A 14,075-nucleotide genomic window follows, 5' to 3' on the forward strand; every position below is an offset into this window, starting at 1 on the left:
TCAGATCTCCATGCCCAGCATCGAGGCCACCGTGTGCACGTCCTTGTCGCCACGGCCAGACAGGTTGACGATGACGATCTGGTCCTTGTCCATTTCCGGCACGATCTTCACCGCATGCGCAATGGCGTGCGCGGATTCCAGTGCCGGGATGATGCCTTCGACGCGCGTCGTCAGCTTGAAGGCTTCCAGCGCTTCGTCGTCGAGGATCGGCACATATTCAACGCGGCCGGAGTCGCGCAGCCAGGAATGCTCCGGGCCGACGCCGGGATAGTCGAGACCGGCCGAAATCGAATGGCCGTCCATGATCTGGCCGTCGGCATTCTGCAGCAGATAGGTGCGATTGCCGTGCAGCACGCCCGGCGCACCGGCATTCATCGAGGCGCAATGTTCGATGCCGTCGAGGCCACGCCCGCCGGCTTCGATGCCGATGATGCGGACATCCTTGTCATCAAGGAAGGGGTGGAACAGGCCGATGGCATTCGAGCCGCCGCCGACAGCGGCAATGATGGTGTCGGGCAGCCGGCCTTCCTGTTCGAGGATCTGCGCGCGCGCCTCGATGCCAATGACCGACTGGAAGTCGCGCACCAGTTCCGGATAGGGATGCGGGCCGGCGGCGGTGCCGATCAGGTAGTAGGTATCCTCGACATTCGTCACCCAATCACGAAGGGCTTCGTTCATGGCGTCCTTCAGCGTGCCGTGGCCGGCAGTGACCGGCCGCACTTCGGCGCCGAGCAGCTTCATGCGGAAGACGTTCGGGCTTTGGCGGGCGACGTCGGTCGCGCCCATATAGACGACGCAGGGAAAGCCGAAGCGGGCGGCGACGGTGGCGGATGCCACGCCATGCTGGCCGGCGCCGGTCTCGGCGATAATGCGCTTCTTGCCCATGCGCTTGGCGAGCAGGATCTGGCCGAGGCAATTGTTGATCTTGTGCGAGCCGGTGTGGTTCAGGTCCTCGCGCTTGAAATAGACTTTTGCGCCGCCGAGATGTTTGGTCAGGCCCTCGGCGAAATAGAGCTTGGACGGCCGACCGGCATAGTGGGTCGAAAGATCGGTCAGCTCAGCCCTGAAGTCCGGATCGTTCTTGACCTCGTTCCAGTGCCGCTCTAGGTCGAGGATCAAAGGCATCAGCGTTTCGGCGACGAAACGACCGCCGAAAATGCCGAACATGCCCTGCTCGTCGGGTCCGGTGCGGAAGGAATTGGGTGTCGCCGGCTTGTTCATCGCCGATCTCCTGCATCTTGATGTCTGAGCATGTCCTTGTCGGAAAACCGGTTCCCACTTTTCCGGGACATGCTCTCATTTAAGGCTTTAGGCGGCGCGGTCGTCGCGTGCTGCCCGGACGGCCCGGAAAAACTGTTCGATCAGCGCCGGATCCTTGACGCCCGGCGCGCTTTCCACGCCTGAGGAAATGTCTATTCCGGGCGGGTTGGCAAGGCGAAGGGCATCGCCGATGTTGGCGGCGTTGAGCCCACCGGAAAGCATGTAATCGACGCCGGCGTCAAGGCCGGCAAGGATGCGCCAGTCGAAGGCGACGCCATTGCCGCCCGGCAATACGGAGCCCTTTGGCGGCTTGGCGTCGAACAGGAACCGGTCGGCAACGCCGATGAACGGCTTGATCCGGTCGAGATCGGCGGCCTCGCTGAGCGGCAGCGCCTTCATCACCGGCAGGCCATAGCGGGCCTTGACCTCAGCCACGCGCTCAGGTGTTTCCGAGCCGTGGAGCTGCAGCATGTGGGGCTGCATCTTTTCGACAATCTCGTCCAGGAAGGCGTCGCTGGCGTCAACTGTGACGGCGACCGCCAAGGCCTTGCCGCGCGCCGCTTCGCGCAGACGCCCGGCTTCCACCGGCTCGACGTAACGCGGGCTCTTGGCAAAGAAAATAAAGCCGACATGGCTGGCGCCGCCAGCCAGGGCCGCGGCCATTGCCTGGTCGGTCTTCAAGCCGCAGATTTTGATGTCGAGCGCCATGGCGCGGGAATTGGCATGAAACGCGCCAAGAGTCGAGAAAAAGCATGCTGTTTGCCGGCACGGCCAAAGGCGCTACCTATGGATGGACAGCTTGCCAGGCGGGAGAAAGATCATGGCCGACAGAACCGTTGCCGAACTCAGACAGAAGATCGCCCAGGCGCGCGAGGTCATCACGCATCTGATGGACAAGGCCGCCTTCAACGGCGCCGAAGCGCACCGGGCGCTGGATTATTTCGGCGGCGATGAATTCGACGGCAATTTTTTGCCTTGGCCGCATCATGGCGATGAAGGGCTTCGGCCGGATGAACTCAATGCTGCCAACGACGATTGACTACTCGAACACAATCGCCTGCAACGCCCCGCCATTGCGTTTCAGCCAATCCTTGCAGCGGTCGGTGTCGGGGCAGAGTTTTTCGCACAGTTTCCAGAATTTCGGACCGTGGTTCATCTCCTTGAGATGCGCCACCTCATGCGCGACGAGGTAGTTTATCACCGGCTGCGGCGCCATCATGATGCGCCAGGAGAAGGACAGGTTTCCCTCCGAGGTGCAGGAGCCCCAGCGGCTGGAGGTGTCCTTGTAGCGGATAGCCTTGGCGCGCTTGCCGAGCGCCTCGGTGTGTTTGATCACCAGCTTCTCGATCTCCTTCTTGGCCTCGCGCTTGAGGAAATCGGCGATGCGACGTGGCAGATGGATCCGGTCGCCATGCACGACCAGCAGCGGGCCGCGCTCGTCACGCGATATGGTGACAGTGCCGCGCTTTGACGGTTCATGGACAATTCGGTGCGGCACGCCGCGCACCGGAATCTTGATGCCCGGCCGCACCTGCGGCCGGGTCGGCACCTTGGCCAGCCGCTGTTCCAGCCAGTCCTGGTGGCGGTCGAGGAACCTGTCCACCTCGCCCCGGCGCAAGCCCGGCGGCACGGTGATGCGCAGGCCTTGGCCGCCGGAATCGATGCGCAGCGTCAGGCGCCGCGCCCGGGCGCTCTCGACGATCTTGAGCGGCAGCGTGCGGCCGGCGACGCAATATTCTCGCTCCACGACGGGCGTGGGCTTGGGCTTCGTCAGATTGCGAAAGAATCCGAGGGTCATGGCGGGACGATACGCGATTCGAGAAAAACGACTAGAACAAAAAAGAAACGGCGCCGCTCGCGCGACGCCGTCATCGTACCTTGGCCCTGTCGCTAGGCCTCAGTCGTCAAGCAGGTTCGAGCCTTTGCCACGCTTGGTGGGGGTCGTGCCGGTACTCGGATCGGTCTTGGTAGGCGCAGTCGACTTGTTGCGGTTCGCCATGAAGCGATCGAACTCGTCCTGATCCTTGGCGCGGCGCAATTCGCGGGCGTACTCGTCGAACTGCGTCAGCATCTCGTCGAGCTTGCGGCGCTCTTCGTTCAGGCGCTCAAGCTCCTTTTCGCGCCAGTCGTCGAACGCGACGTTGCCGGTGCGGGCGGAGCCATTGCCCCAGCGCGCCGCCTTGTCGGAACCGCGGCGGCAGCCGGCGAAGATGCCGTCGGTGGCGCGGTTGACGTCACGCTTGAAGCCGTCGAGCCGGTCGCCCCAGATGATGTAGGCGAGCATGGCGAAGCCGAGCGGCCAGAACACCATGAAGCCGATCACCATCAACGCGATGGTTGCCGGCGTCCAGGCCGGGCGGATCAATGCAGATGTGTTCATTTTCTCCCATTCCTTCGGTTGGAGACAGCCAGAACCGGCTGCGTGGATTCGAAATGGGAAGGCAAAAACGGCGATTCAAGACAATGTCGGCCAAAACCGGACAAGGGTTTGAAATGATTATCGCTTTTTGAGCATGTCGAGGAAAAGCACGACCAGTCCGGCGATCAGTCCCCAGAAGGCGGCGCCGACGCCGAACAGCGTCAGCCCGGAAGCGGTGACGACAAAGGTGACAGTGGCGGCCATCCGGTCACCCTCGTCCTTCAGCGCGATCGCCAGCGCATTGGCAAGCGACGCCATCAGCGCCAGACCCGCCACCAGCACGATCAGGCTCTGCGGCAGGACGGCGAAGATCGCCACCAGCGACGCACCGAAAATCGCAAAGACGAGATAGGCAAGCGCATAGAACGGGCCGGTCTTCCAGCGCTCGGCCGGATCGGGATGGACGTCCGGCCCGGTGCAGATCGCCGCCGAGATTGCCGCCAGATTGGTGGTCGAACCGCCAAACGGCGCTGACAGCAGCGAAAACAAGCCGGTGACGCCGATCAGCGGGCCGGGCTCCGGGTGGTAGCCGGCGGCGCGCAGCACGGCGAGGCCTGAGAGGTTTTGAGAAGCCATGGTGACGAGGTAGAGCGGCAGCGCCAGGCCAATCATCGCCTTGGCGGTGAAATCGGGAGCAATCAGCGTCAGCGTCGACAGTTCGGGTGTCGGGAGGCCGCCGACGCGGCCCGTCAGGAAGGCCGCGAGACCACCGCCGATCAGCACCGCCAGCACCGACAGCGCCGGGTTGAACAGCCGGATGACGAAGAAGACCGCGATCAGCGGCAGGATCAGCCAGGGGTCGACGGGAATGGTCTTGACCGCATTGAGGGCGAAGGTGACGACGATGCCGGCCAGCATGCCGGAAGCGACCGAGGGCGGTATCCTCGAGATCAGCTGCGTCAACGGCCGAAACAGACCGGTGGCGATCAACAGGATGGCGGTGACGATGAAGGCAGCAACCGCCTCATTGATCGAAAACCCGCTCGATGCCGCCATCAGTGCCAGGCCCGGCGTCGACCAGGCGGTGATGACGGGCATTTTCGTGCGCCAGGACAGCCACAGGCTTTCGATCGCCATGGCAAGGCAAATGGTCGTCACCCAGCTCGCCGTCTGAATTTGCGTCGCGCCGACCGCGTGGGCAGCGGCAATGACGATGGCGAGCGTGCCGCCAAAGCCGACGATGGCGGCGACAAAGGCCGAGATCGGGATGGAAAGGCGCATCGTCACCTGCTCCGCGCGGCCATGTCACCGACCGCCCGCAGCAGCATGTCGAGATCCTGTGGCCGCGACAGGCGATGATCGCCGTCAGGGATCAGCGACAGCGTGACATCGTCGGCCGGCAGCAGGCTGACCAGTTTCAGCGCATGGCTCGACGGCACGTCCGGATCGGCCAGGCCCTGCAGGATGTGGACCGGGCAATGCGTGTCGATCGGGCCTGTCATGATCCGGTTGTCGCGGCCGTCCTCGATCAGCGCGCGCGTATAGATGTACGGCTCCGTCGAATAGTCCGACGGCTCGGCGAAGAACCCCTTTTCGGCGAGGTCGCGCTTCTGCGCTTCGGTCAGCACCGGTTCGACCAGCTCAGAGGTAAAATCCGGCGCCGGGGCCAGCAGCACAAGGCCGACGACATTTGCGTCACCCGCCTTGCGCAATTCCTGCACCATGCGCAGCGCGATCCAGGCGCCCATCGAGGAGCCGACCAGGATCTGATCGCCCTTGGTGAAATGGCGGAACACGGCAAGGCTTTGCGACAGCCATGTCGAAATCGTGCCGTCGGCAAAGGCGCCACCGGATTCGCCGTGGCCGGAATAGTCATGGCGCAGGAAGGCGCGTCCCTCTTTGGCCGCCCAGTCCGAAAGCGTCTGCGCTTTCGTGCCCAGCATGTCCGACTTGTAGCCGCCGAGCCAGACGATGCCTGGCGTCGAGCCTGCTGTGTGGCGCACGGCAATGCGCGACCCATCGACATCGAGAAAGGTTGGGGGCGTGACGGTCATGGCTTCTTCCTCAGGCCCTCTTTTTGGCTCGGGGTTCTTGTGGCACAGCCACAGGCGCGGCGAAAAGTGCTCGCGTTGTTTCTTTGTTTGGTGCAGGCCAGTGATCAGGGTGATTTTCTGTCAATGCTGTGCTATTGACTCCGCCCGCGCGCTCACCACATTGGCGCGTCCACGCATCAAGACCGACAAATCCTGAACGAAACGGCCAAGGAGACCACGACCATTCGCAGACCTTTCAAAGCAGCGGCGCCGACCAAGGATGGGCCGCGCTCCAACCGTGACATCCGGGTTCCCCGGGTCCAGCTTATCGACGCCGAAGGCCAGAACCGCGGCGATGTTTCCATCAACGACGCATTGCTGCTCGCCGAAGAGGCCGGGCTCGATCTCGTCGAGATATCGCCCAACGCGGTGCCCCCCGTCGTAAAGATCCTCGATCTCGGCAAGTTGAAATACGCCAACCAGAAGAAGGCAGCCGAGGCGCGCAAGAATCAGAAGGTCATCGAGATCAAGGAGATCAAGATGCGCCCGAACATCGACAGCCATGACTACGAGACCAAGATGAAGGCGGTGCGCCGCTTCTTCGAGGAAGGCGACAAGGTCAAGCTGACGCTGCGCTTCCGTGGTCGCGAGATGGCGCATATGGAACTCGGCATGCAGCTTCTGAACAAGGTGCGCGAGGAAGTGGCAACCATCGCCAAGGTCGAGGCGGAGCCGAAGCTCGAAGGCCGCCAGATGATGATGGTGTTGGCGCCGCGCTAAGGTGTGCTGAATATCAACACACCTTAGATCACGATAAAGTCAGGCGTGGCCAGCGCTCCAAATCCGCCTGAATTGTCTTGCAGAGCGTCCCGGCGATTGGCGGGACGCCTGTTTCTCGGCTAAAGCTGCGATCGCCGGCTAAGCTCTTCGACGATCGGATTCCCCCTTGGACAACGAACTCAAATACGGGCTGGGTAACTACCAGCAGATGCGCCGGATGGTGCTTGCCGTGCTCGTGGTGGTGCTGTTTTTGGCGCTGCTGTTTGGTCAGTCGACCTTCCCGCCCGACACGCCGGTGCATGAAACGATCGAGATGTTCGGCGTGCTGCTGATTTTCCTCGGCATCGTCGGGCGCCTTTGGTCGACCCTCTATATAGGCGGGCGCAAATCCTCCGAAGTGGTGACGGGCGGCCCCTACTCGATCACCCGCAATCCGCTCTATGTGTTCTCGACCGTGGCCGCGGCCGGCGTTGGCGCGCAGATCGGCTCGTTCTCGGGCATCATCCTGTTTGCACTGCTGTGCGCCGGCGCCTTCCACATCGTCATCCTGCGCGAGGAGAAATTCCTGAAGGAAGCGCTCGGCGCGCCCTATGCGGCCTATCTGGCGCGGGTGCCGCGCTTCTTCCCGAAGCTTTCCCTCTACCAGGAGGGTGATACCGGCAGCTTCAAGCCGCGCCTGCTGTTGACCACGCTGCTCGACGGTCTGGTTTTCCTGATCGCGCTGCCGGCCTTCGAACTGATCGACGGCGCGCAGCAGTCCGGCATGCTGCCGGTGTGGTTCACGCTGCCCTGACCGGGGACAGAGCGTCGCACGGCGTCAGGTGTTGCGTACAAGCCGTCTTTGACGTATAGGACCGCCGTTCAAGAAAACCGCCCGGCAGGGCATGCCGTGGCGGTTTCATTTGCTTTTCGGGCTTTGGTCGGCCCGAAGCGAACAAGAAGCGCGATAGTGCGCCAACTAGACGGAGTAGCAAAATGCCCAAGATGAAGACCAAGTCCGCCGCCAAAAAGCGGTTCAAGATCACAGGTACGGGTAAAGTCCTGTCGGCTGCGGCCGGCAAGCGTCACGGCATGATCAAGCGTTCCAACAAGTTCATTCGAAATGCCCGCGGCACGATGGTTCTGGCTGAACCGGATGGCAAGAAGGTCATCAAGAATTTTCTGCCGAACGGCCTCTGAGCATTCGGTCTGGACAGCGTTTTAAGGAGATCATGACATGGCACGCGTAAAGAGAGGCGTCACCTCGCACGCCAAGCACAAGAAGGTCCTGAAAGCCGCCAAGGGCTTCTACGGCCGCCGCAAGAACACCATCCGCATCGCCAAGCAGGCGGTGGAAAAGTCGATGCAGTACGCGTATCGCGACCGCAAGAACCGCAAGCGCTCGTTCCGCGCGCTGTGGATCCAGCGCATCAACGCCGCGACGCACGAGCATGGCCTGACCTATGGCCGCTTCATCGACGGGCTCAACAAGTCGGGCATCGAGATCGATCGCAAGATCCTGTCGGACATGGCCATCCATGAGCCGCAGGCTTTCGCAGCCCTGGTCGCCAAGGCCAAGGTGGCGCTCGAATATCTGAAGAACACCACGCCGAACGCTTTTGAAAGCGCTGTCGCCTAAGACCAGCGCTTCCCAAGCATTCGCAATTCTGATTTGGGGAACCCGCGCTGGCACGGCTGGCGCGGGTTTTTCTTATGCCTGAATACCCAACTTGAACGTGACTTTCACGTTAGCGCAGATTTCCAACGTAGCGAGTTTGACCGTGAACGACGCAACCACCGGCCTGGATACGCTTGAAAGCTCACTTCTGGCCGACATCGCATCGGCCGCCGACGAGCCGGCCATCGAGGCCGTGCGCATCGCTGCCTTCGGCAAGAAGGGCACCGTGTCCGAGATGCTGAAGACGCTTGGCGCCATGACCGCCGAGGAGCGCCAGCTCAAGGGCCCTGTCATCAACGGCCTCAAGAACCGCGTCACCGAGGCGCTGACGGCGCGCAAGGCCGAATTGAAGGACGTCGCGATCGCCGCGCGGCTGGCCGCCGAAAAGGTCGACGTGACGCTGCCGGTGCGGCAGTCGCCGGCCGAGCGCGGTCGCATCCATCCGATCAGCCAGGTCATCGACGAGATTGCGGCGATCTTCGGCGATCTCGGTTTCGCCATCGCCGAAGGTCCGGATATCGAGACCGACTATTACAATTTCACCGCGCTGAATTTCCCGGAAGGCCATCCGGCGCGCGAGATGCACGACACCTTCTTCTTCCAGCCGGACGAGAAGGGCGAGCGCAAGCTTTTGCGCACCCACACCTCGCCCGTGCAGATCCGCACCATGGAGAAGCAGAAGCCGCCGATCCGCATCGTCATTCCGGGCAAGACTTATCGCCAGGATTCGGACGCCACCCACTCGCCGATGTTCCATCAGGTCGAGGGTCTGGTGATCGACAAGACGGCGAACGTCGCCAACATGAAGTGGGTGCTGGAAGAGTTCTGCAAGGCGTTCTTCGAGGTGCCCTCGGTCAAGATGCGCTTCCGGCCGTCCTTCTTCCCGTTCACCGAGCCAAGCCTCGAGGTCGACATCCAGTGCGACCGCTCGCGGCCCGGCGAAGTGCGCTTCGGCGAAGGCTCCGACTGGATGGAGATCCTCGGCTGCGGCATGGTGCATCCCAACGTGCTGCGCGCCGGCGGCCTCGATCCCGATGAATACCAGGGCTTTGCCTGGGGTATGGGCATCGACCGCATCGCCATGCTGAAATACGGTATGCCGGACCTGCGCGCCTTCTTCGACGCGGATGTGCGCTGGCTGTCGCATTACGGCTTCCGGCCGCTCGACATGCCGACGCTGTTCGGCGGGTTGACCGCATGACAGCGCCCCACATCGGCGGCTGCCGCTGCGGCGCCGTGCGGTTCGAGGTCTCAGCTGAACCGCATCATGTCAGCTATTGCCATTGCGGCGATTGCCGGCGGGCGAGCGGCGCGCCGGTATCGGCCTTTGTCGGCTTCCTGGTCGACCAGGTGGCGTTCACCGGCAAGGCGCTGAAGATGTATGAGAACGGCCCGGTGACGCGCTCATTCTGCGGCGTCTGCGGCTCGCCTATCGCCTATGTCGACGAGCGGCTGGAGGACGACATCTACTTCATGCTCGGCGCCATGGACATGCCGGCCGATTTCGAGCCGACGCTGCATGCCTATGTCAGCGAGCAGCTTCCTTTCCTGCATATATCCGACGACCTGCCGAGACATCTGAAATCAAGCGTCAAAAGACCAGACGGAACAGTCCCATGAAATTCACCCTCTCCTGGCTCAAGGATCATCTCGAGACCGACGCCTCGCTCAACGAGATTGTCGAGCGGCTGACGTCGATCGGCCTCGAAGTCGAGCATGTCGACGACAAGTCGAGCCTGAAACCCTTCGTCATCGCCAAAGTGCTGACGGCGGTGCAGCACCCGGATGCCGACCGGCTGCGCGTGCTGACCGTCGATACCGGCGACGGCAAGGCACCTGTGCAAGTGGTGTGCGGGGCACCCAACGCCCGTGCAGGCCTGATCGGCGCCTTCGCCGCGCCAGGCACCTATGTGCCCGGCATCGATGTGACGCTGACGGTCGGCAAGATCCGTGGCGTCGAGAGCCATGGCATGATGTGTTCCGAGCGCGAGTTGGAACTGTCTGACGAGCACAATGGCATCATCGACCTGCCGGCCGACGCCCCGGTCGGCACCAGCTTTGCATCCTATGCGCATCTCGACGATCCGGTCATCGAGATCAATCTGACGCCGAACCGGCCTGATGCCACCAGCGTCTACGGCATTGCCAGGGATCTGGCGGCGAGCGGGCTCGGACGGCTTGTGGGTGGCGCGATCATGCCGCATGTCGGCGAGGGGCTGTGCCCCGTGAAGGTCACGATCGAGGCGCCGGAACTCTGCCCGGGCTTCGCGCTGACGATGGTGAGTGGCGTCAAGAACGGCCCGTCACCAAAATGGTTGCAGCAGCGCCTGATCGCCATTGGTTTGCGGCCGATCAGCGCCCTGGTCGACATCACCAACTATGTCACTTTCGACCGCGGCCGGCCGCTGCATGTGTTCGACGCCGCTAAGGTGGCCGGCAACCTCGTGGTGCGCCGCGCCAGGGACGGCGAAAAAGTGCTGGCGCTGGATGGCCGCGAATACACGCTGACGCCTGAGATGTGCGTGATTGCTGACGACAATGGCGTCGAATCGATCGCCGGCATCATGGGCGGCGATCATTCGGGCTGCGATGAGAGCACCACCGACGTGCTGATCGAATCGGCGCTGTGGGACCCGATCGCAACCGCCCGCACCGGCCGTGCGCTCGGCATCATCACCGACGCCCGCTACCGCTTCGAGCGTGGCGTCGACCCCGAATTCATGGTGCCGGGCGTTGAACTCGCGACCAAATTGGTGCTCGATTTCTGCGGCGGAACGCCTACGGAAATGGAAGTGGCCGGCTATGCCGGGCACAAGCCGAAGATCGTGTCCTTCCCGCTGTCGGAAGTGAAGCGGCTGACTGGCATCGAGGTGCCGAAGGCGGAAAGCCTCGACATCCTCACCCGCCTCGGCTTCGAGCCGCAGGGCTCGGGTGACATCGTCAAGGTGAAGGTGCCTTCCTGGCGTCCCGATGTCGACGGCAAGGCCGATCTGGTCGAAGAGGTGATGCGCATCCATGGCGTCGACAACATCGCGCCGCAGCCGCTCGGTGCGCATGATGCGGTCAATTCGAAGATCCTGACCACACTGCAGGTCCGCACCCGCACCGCCAAGCGGGCGCTCGCCGTGCGCGGCATGATGGAAGCCGTCACCTGGTCGTTCATCCCGGCCAAACATGCCGAACTGTTCGGCGGCGGCCAGACGGCGCTGAAGCTTGCCAACCCGATCGCCGCCGACATGTCCGACATGCGGCCGTCGCTGCTGCCGGGGCTGATCGCCGCCGCGCAGCGCAATGCCGACAAGGGCATTGGCGACGTGGCGCTGTTCGAGGTCTCGGGCACTTATGAGGGCGACGGCGCCGACCAGCAGCGGCGCGTCGCCGCCGGCGTGCGCCGTGGCACCGCCAAGCTCGACGGCTCCGGCCGCAACTGGGCCGGCAATTCAGGTCCGGTCGGCGTGTTCGATGCCAAGGCCGATGCGATCGCCGCACTGGAAGCCTGCGGCGCGCCGGTCGACCGTCTGCAGATCGAGGCGGGCGGCCCGGCCTGGTATCATCCCGGCCGTTCCGGCACGATCAAGCTCGGGCCGAAGACCGTGCTCGGCACGTTCGGCGAGTTCCATCCCAAGACGATGGAAGGGCTCGATGTCTCCGGACCGCTGTGCGGCTTCGAAGTGTTCGTCGATGCCGTGCCCGAGCCGAAGGCCAAGCCGACGAAGACCAAGCCGAAGCTGGAGCTCTCCGCCTTCCAGGCGGTGAAGCGCGACTTCGCCTTCGTCGTCGACAAGACGGTCGAGGCCGGCACGCTGGTGCGCGCGGCACTTGCCGCCGACAAGAAGCTGATCACGGGCGTCTCGGTCTTCGACATCTTCGAAGGCGCGTCGCTCGGCGCTGACAAAAAATCGATCGCCATCGAAGTGTCGATCCAGCCGGTCGAAAAGACGCTGACCGACGAGGATTTCGAGGCGCTGGCCAAGCGCATCGTCGAGAATGTCGGCAAGCAGACGGGTGGCGTGCTGAGGACGTAAGGGATTGCCGGCAGGTGGCGAATCGCCCTCCAAAGGGTGATGGACCATCTGCGATATTCCGGGCTGCCGTTCGAAGTACAACGCCAAGCGTTTCTCGACATCGTGTCGGCAGACGCGCTGGTTCGCGAAGCGCTGGCGCGTGCCTATACGCTCGACCTTCCGGGCTGGCTGGTGGTTTCCGGCGCGCTCTACAATTCCGTCTGGAACCATCTGACCGGGAAGCCGTCGGGCTACGGCATCAAAGACGTCGACCTGTTCTATTTCGATGACAGCGACCTGTCCTACGAGGCCGAGGATGCGGTCATTTGCCGGGCAGCGCGGCATTTCGAGGGGCTGGCGCTGCCGGTCGAGGTGCGCAACCAGGCGCGGGTGCATCTGTGGTATCCGCAGAAGTTTGGCCAGCCCTGCCCGTGCTACACCAGTTCAAGCCAATCCATCAGCTATTTCGCCTCAAAGACGCATGCGGTCGGGGTGCGCTACGACGCAGGCGGGCAGTTGGAGCTGGTCGCACCGTTCGGGCTCGACGATGTCTTCTCGTTCCGCATCACGCCGAACCGGGTGATGGACAACCAACGCACGCATGAGACGAAGGGAGCCCGTGCGAAGGCCAACTGGCCGGAAATCACGGTGGTGCCGTGGTAAGAAATGTCGGCGGGACAGCGCCCCCCTCTGGCCTGCCGGCCATCTCCCCCACAAGGGGGGAGATCGGATGTCACCGCCGATTTCGCCAATCATCAACGTTGAAAGGCAAAGCGACAGCGCCAAAGCTGCCAATCTCCCCCCAAGCGGGGGAGATGTCCGGCAGGACAGAGGGGGGCGCTGTCCCGCCAGCGTCTCCAACGTCTGGCACTGCGCGGCGCTCGGAAAGGGGCACCGAAGCATCTCGTTGTTGTTTCCGCAGTTGTGACGCTCACCCATTCACCAGCGCCAGCAACTCCTCCGTATAGCGCTTGCCCATCACCTTATCCGGCGACAGCGCATCGCCAATCGCCGCCACCTCGGCTGCGCTCAGCTCAACCCCGGCCGCCGCCGTGTTCTGCTCGAGATGACGTATCTTTCGCGCGCCGGGGATCGGGACGATGAAATCACCCTGGTGCAGCACCCAGGCCAGCGCCAGCTGGGCCGAGGTCACGCCCTTCTCCGCCGCCAGCTTTTCCAGCGTCGCGATAACCTTGGCATTGGCTTCCATGGCCTCGGCCTGGAAGCGCGGCAAGGTCCGGCGCCAGTCGCCATCGTCAAGCGTTTCCGGCTTGGCGATGGTGCCGGTCAACAGGCCACGGCCGAGCGGGCTGTAGGGGACGAAGCCGATGCCGAGTTCGCGGCAGACGGCGAACACCTCGTCTTCCGGGTCACGGCTCCACAGCGAGTATTCGCTCTGCACGGCCGCGATCGGATGCACGGCATGCGCCCGGCGGATGGTGGCGGCACTGGCCTCCGAGAGACCGAGCGCACGCACCTTGCCCTCGCGCACCAGCTCGGCCATGGCGCCGACCGTATCCTCGATCGGCACGTTGGGGTCGACCCGGTGTTGGTAGTAGAGGTCGATGACATCGGTGCCCAGCCGCTTCAGCGAGGCTTCGGCCACCGCCTTGACGTGCTCGGGGCGGCTGTCGACGCCGGCCATGCGGTCGAGGCCCGTGCCTTTCTCCAGAATCTTGAAACCGAATTTGGTGGCAATCGTCACTTTGTTCCGCACCGACTTCAGCGCCTTGCCGAGCAGGATCTCGTTTTCGTAAGGGCCATAGACTTCCGCCGTGTCGAAGAAGTTGACGCCGATCTCGACGGCGCGATGCAGCGTGGCGATCGCCTCGGCCTCCGGCTGGCCGCCATAGGCGAAGCTCATGCCCATGCAGCCGAGGCCGACGGGATAGACGTTCAGTTCAGTTCCTAGCTTGCGGGTTTGCATCACGCGTCTCCTTGTTGTGATGCTTAGAGCGCGTCTGCAACGCGCTTTAAGTCTT

16 protein-coding genes are annotated in these 14,075 nt (G+C 63.3%); 9 read left to right on the forward strand and 7 right to left on the reverse strand.

Annotated features, from left to right (window positions below; translation table 11 throughout):
- Window positions 1–1,221: a tryptophan synthase subunit beta gene (gene trpB / locus AC56QX_RS03685; RefSeq protein WP_497113765.1), complete on the reverse strand. Its 1,221-nt coding sequence runs from the start codon at window positions 1,219–1,221 to the stop codon at window positions 1–3.
- 87 nt (window positions 1,222–1,308) lie between these two features.
- Window positions 1,309–1,968: a phosphoribosylanthranilate isomerase gene (locus tag AC56QX_RS03690; protein WP_497113766.1), complete on the reverse strand. Its 660-nt coding sequence runs from the start codon at window positions 1,966–1,968 to the stop codon at window positions 1,309–1,311.
- A gap of 112 nt (window positions 1,969–2,080) precedes the next feature.
- Here AC56QX_RS03690 and AC56QX_RS03695 point away from each other — a divergent pair, with 112 nt between their 5' ends.
- Window positions 2,081–2,299, forward strand: coding sequence for a hypothetical protein (locus AC56QX_RS03695; protein WP_477218631.1), 219 nt, complete (start codon window positions 2,081–2,083; stop codon window positions 2,297–2,299).
- Here AC56QX_RS03695 and AC56QX_RS03700 read toward each other — a convergent pair whose 3' ends face one another.
- The 4 genes from AC56QX_RS03700 to AC56QX_RS03715 form a co-directional block, all read right to left on the reverse strand.
- Window positions 2,300–3,058 carry a M48 family metallopeptidase gene (locus AC56QX_RS03700; RefSeq protein ID WP_477441484.1) on the reverse strand — a complete coding sequence of 253 codons (759 nt, stop codon included), beginning with the start codon at window positions 3,056–3,058 and terminating at the stop codon, window positions 2,300–2,302.
- 99 nt (window positions 3,059–3,157) lie between these two features.
- Complete coding sequence (locus AC56QX_RS03705) at window positions 3,158–3,640, reverse strand: DUF2852 domain-containing protein (RefSeq protein WP_473467027.1); 483 nt, start codon at window positions 3,638–3,640, stop codon at window positions 3,158–3,160.
- A gap of 117 nt (window positions 3,641–3,757) precedes the next feature.
- Window positions 3,758–4,900, reverse strand: coding sequence for a benzoate/H(+) symporter BenE family transporter (locus AC56QX_RS03710; RefSeq protein ID WP_497113767.1), 1,143 nt, complete (start codon window positions 4,898–4,900; stop codon window positions 3,758–3,760).
- A gap of 2 nt (window positions 4,901–4,902) precedes the next feature.
- Window positions 4,903–5,673: an alpha/beta hydrolase gene (locus AC56QX_RS03715; protein WP_497113768.1), complete on the reverse strand. Its 771-nt coding sequence runs from the start codon at window positions 5,671–5,673 to the stop codon at window positions 4,903–4,905.
- Window positions 5,674–5,895: 222 nt separating this feature from the next.
- Between AC56QX_RS03715 and infC the strand changes: the two genes are divergently transcribed.
- The 8 genes from infC to AC56QX_RS03755 all read left to right on the forward strand — a co-directional run bounded on the left by infC (window position 5,896) and on the right by AC56QX_RS03755 (window position 12,756).
- Window positions 5,896–6,432 carry a translation initiation factor IF-3 gene (gene infC, locus AC56QX_RS03720; protein WP_010912915.1) on the forward strand — a complete coding sequence of 179 codons (537 nt, stop codon included), beginning with the start codon at window positions 5,896–5,898 and terminating at the stop codon, window positions 6,430–6,432.
- Between the two features lie 166 nt (window positions 6,433–6,598).
- Window positions 6,599–7,225, forward strand: a complete 627-nt coding sequence (locus tag AC56QX_RS03725; RefSeq protein WP_497113769.1) for a methyltransferase family protein — start codon at window positions 6,599–6,601, stop codon at window positions 7,223–7,225.
- A gap of 182 nt (window positions 7,226–7,407) precedes the next feature.
- Window positions 7,408–7,611, forward strand: coding sequence for a 50S ribosomal protein L35 (gene rpmI / locus AC56QX_RS03730; protein ID WP_006201248.1), 204 nt, complete (start codon window positions 7,408–7,410; stop codon window positions 7,609–7,611).
- A gap of 37 nt (window positions 7,612–7,648) precedes the next feature.
- Complete coding sequence (gene rplT / locus AC56QX_RS03735; RefSeq protein ID WP_023672281.1) at window positions 7,649–8,050, forward strand: 50S ribosomal protein L20; 402 nt, start codon at window positions 7,649–7,651, stop codon at window positions 8,048–8,050.
- 142 nt (window positions 8,051–8,192) lie between these two features.
- Window positions 8,193–9,290, forward strand: coding sequence for a phenylalanine--tRNA ligase subunit alpha (pheS, locus tag AC56QX_RS03740; protein ID WP_497113770.1), 1,098 nt, complete (start codon window positions 8,193–8,195; stop codon window positions 9,288–9,290).
- Complete coding sequence (locus AC56QX_RS03745; protein ID WP_497113771.1) at window positions 9,287–9,709, forward strand: GFA family protein; 423 nt, start codon at window positions 9,287–9,289, stop codon at window positions 9,707–9,709. The genes pheS and AC56QX_RS03745 overlap by 4 nt, the downstream gene beginning before the upstream one ends.
- Window positions 9,706–12,114, forward strand: coding sequence for a phenylalanine--tRNA ligase subunit beta (gene pheT, locus AC56QX_RS03750; protein WP_497113772.1), 2,409 nt, complete (start codon window positions 9,706–9,708; stop codon window positions 12,112–12,114). Before AC56QX_RS03745 ends, pheT begins: the two co-directional genes overlap by 4 nt.
- Window positions 12,115–12,153: 39 nt before the next feature.
- Window positions 12,154–12,756 (forward strand): nucleotidyltransferase family protein, encoded by a 603-nt coding sequence (locus AC56QX_RS03755; RefSeq protein ID WP_497113773.1) that lies wholly within the window; start codon window positions 12,154–12,156, stop codon window positions 12,754–12,756.
- Between the two features lie 268 nt (window positions 12,757–13,024).
- Here AC56QX_RS03755 and AC56QX_RS03760 read toward each other — a convergent pair whose 3' ends face one another.
- Window positions 13,025–14,020: an aldo/keto reductase gene (locus AC56QX_RS03760; protein WP_497113774.1), complete on the reverse strand. Its 996-nt coding sequence runs from the start codon at window positions 14,018–14,020 to the stop codon at window positions 13,025–13,027.
- Window positions 14,021–14,075 lie beyond the last annotated feature (55 nt).

Source organism: Mesorhizobium sp. RCAM 06353 (genome assembly GCF_059683585.1).

What these genes read in the sequence shown, in the direction of transcription:
- trpB (WP_497113765.1), bottom strand. Translation starts at nt 1,221, where the DNA reads ATGAACAAGCCGGCGACACCCAATTCCTTCCGCACCGGACCCGACGAG.
- AC56QX_RS03690 (WP_497113766.1), bottom strand. Translation starts at nt 1,968, where the DNA reads ATGGCGCTCGACATCAAAATCTGCGGCTTGAAGACCGACCAGGCAATG.
- AC56QX_RS03695 (WP_477218631.1), top strand. Translation starts at nt 2,081, where the DNA reads ATGGCCGACAGAACCGTTGCCGAACTCAGACAGAAGATCGCCCAGGCG.
- AC56QX_RS03700 (WP_477441484.1), bottom strand. Translation starts at nt 3,058, where the DNA reads ATGACCCTCGGATTCTTTCGCAATCTGACGAAGCCCAAGCCCACGCCC.
- AC56QX_RS03705 (WP_473467027.1), bottom strand. Translation starts at nt 3,640, where the DNA reads ATGAACACATCTGCATTGATCCGCCCGGCCTGGACGCCGGCAACCATC.
- AC56QX_RS03710 (WP_497113767.1), bottom strand. Translation starts at nt 4,900, where the DNA reads ATGCGCCTTTCCATCCCGATCTCGGCCTTTGTCGCCGCCATCGTCGGC.
- AC56QX_RS03715 (WP_497113768.1), bottom strand. Translation starts at nt 5,673, where the DNA reads ATGACCGTCACGCCCCCAACCTTTCTCGATGTCGATGGGTCGCGCATT.
- rpmI (WP_006201248.1), top strand. Translation starts at nt 7,408, where the DNA reads ATGCCCAAGATGAAGACCAAGTCCGCCGCCAAAAAGCGGTTCAAGATC.
- rplT (WP_023672281.1), top strand. Translation starts at nt 7,649, where the DNA reads ATGGCACGCGTAAAGAGAGGCGTCACCTCGCACGCCAAGCACAAGAAG.
- AC56QX_RS03745 (WP_497113771.1), top strand. Translation starts at nt 9,287, where the DNA reads ATGACAGCGCCCCACATCGGCGGCTGCCGCTGCGGCGCCGTGCGGTTC.
- pheT (WP_497113772.1), top strand. Translation starts at nt 9,706, where the DNA reads ATGAAATTCACCCTCTCCTGGCTCAAGGATCATCTCGAGACCGACGCC.
- AC56QX_RS03755 (WP_497113773.1), top strand. Translation starts at nt 12,154, where the DNA reads ATGGACCATCTGCGATATTCCGGGCTGCCGTTCGAAGTACAACGCCAA.
- AC56QX_RS03760 (WP_497113774.1), bottom strand. Translation starts at nt 14,020, where the DNA reads ATGCAAACCCGCAAGCTAGGAACTGAACTGAACGTCTATCCCGTCGGC.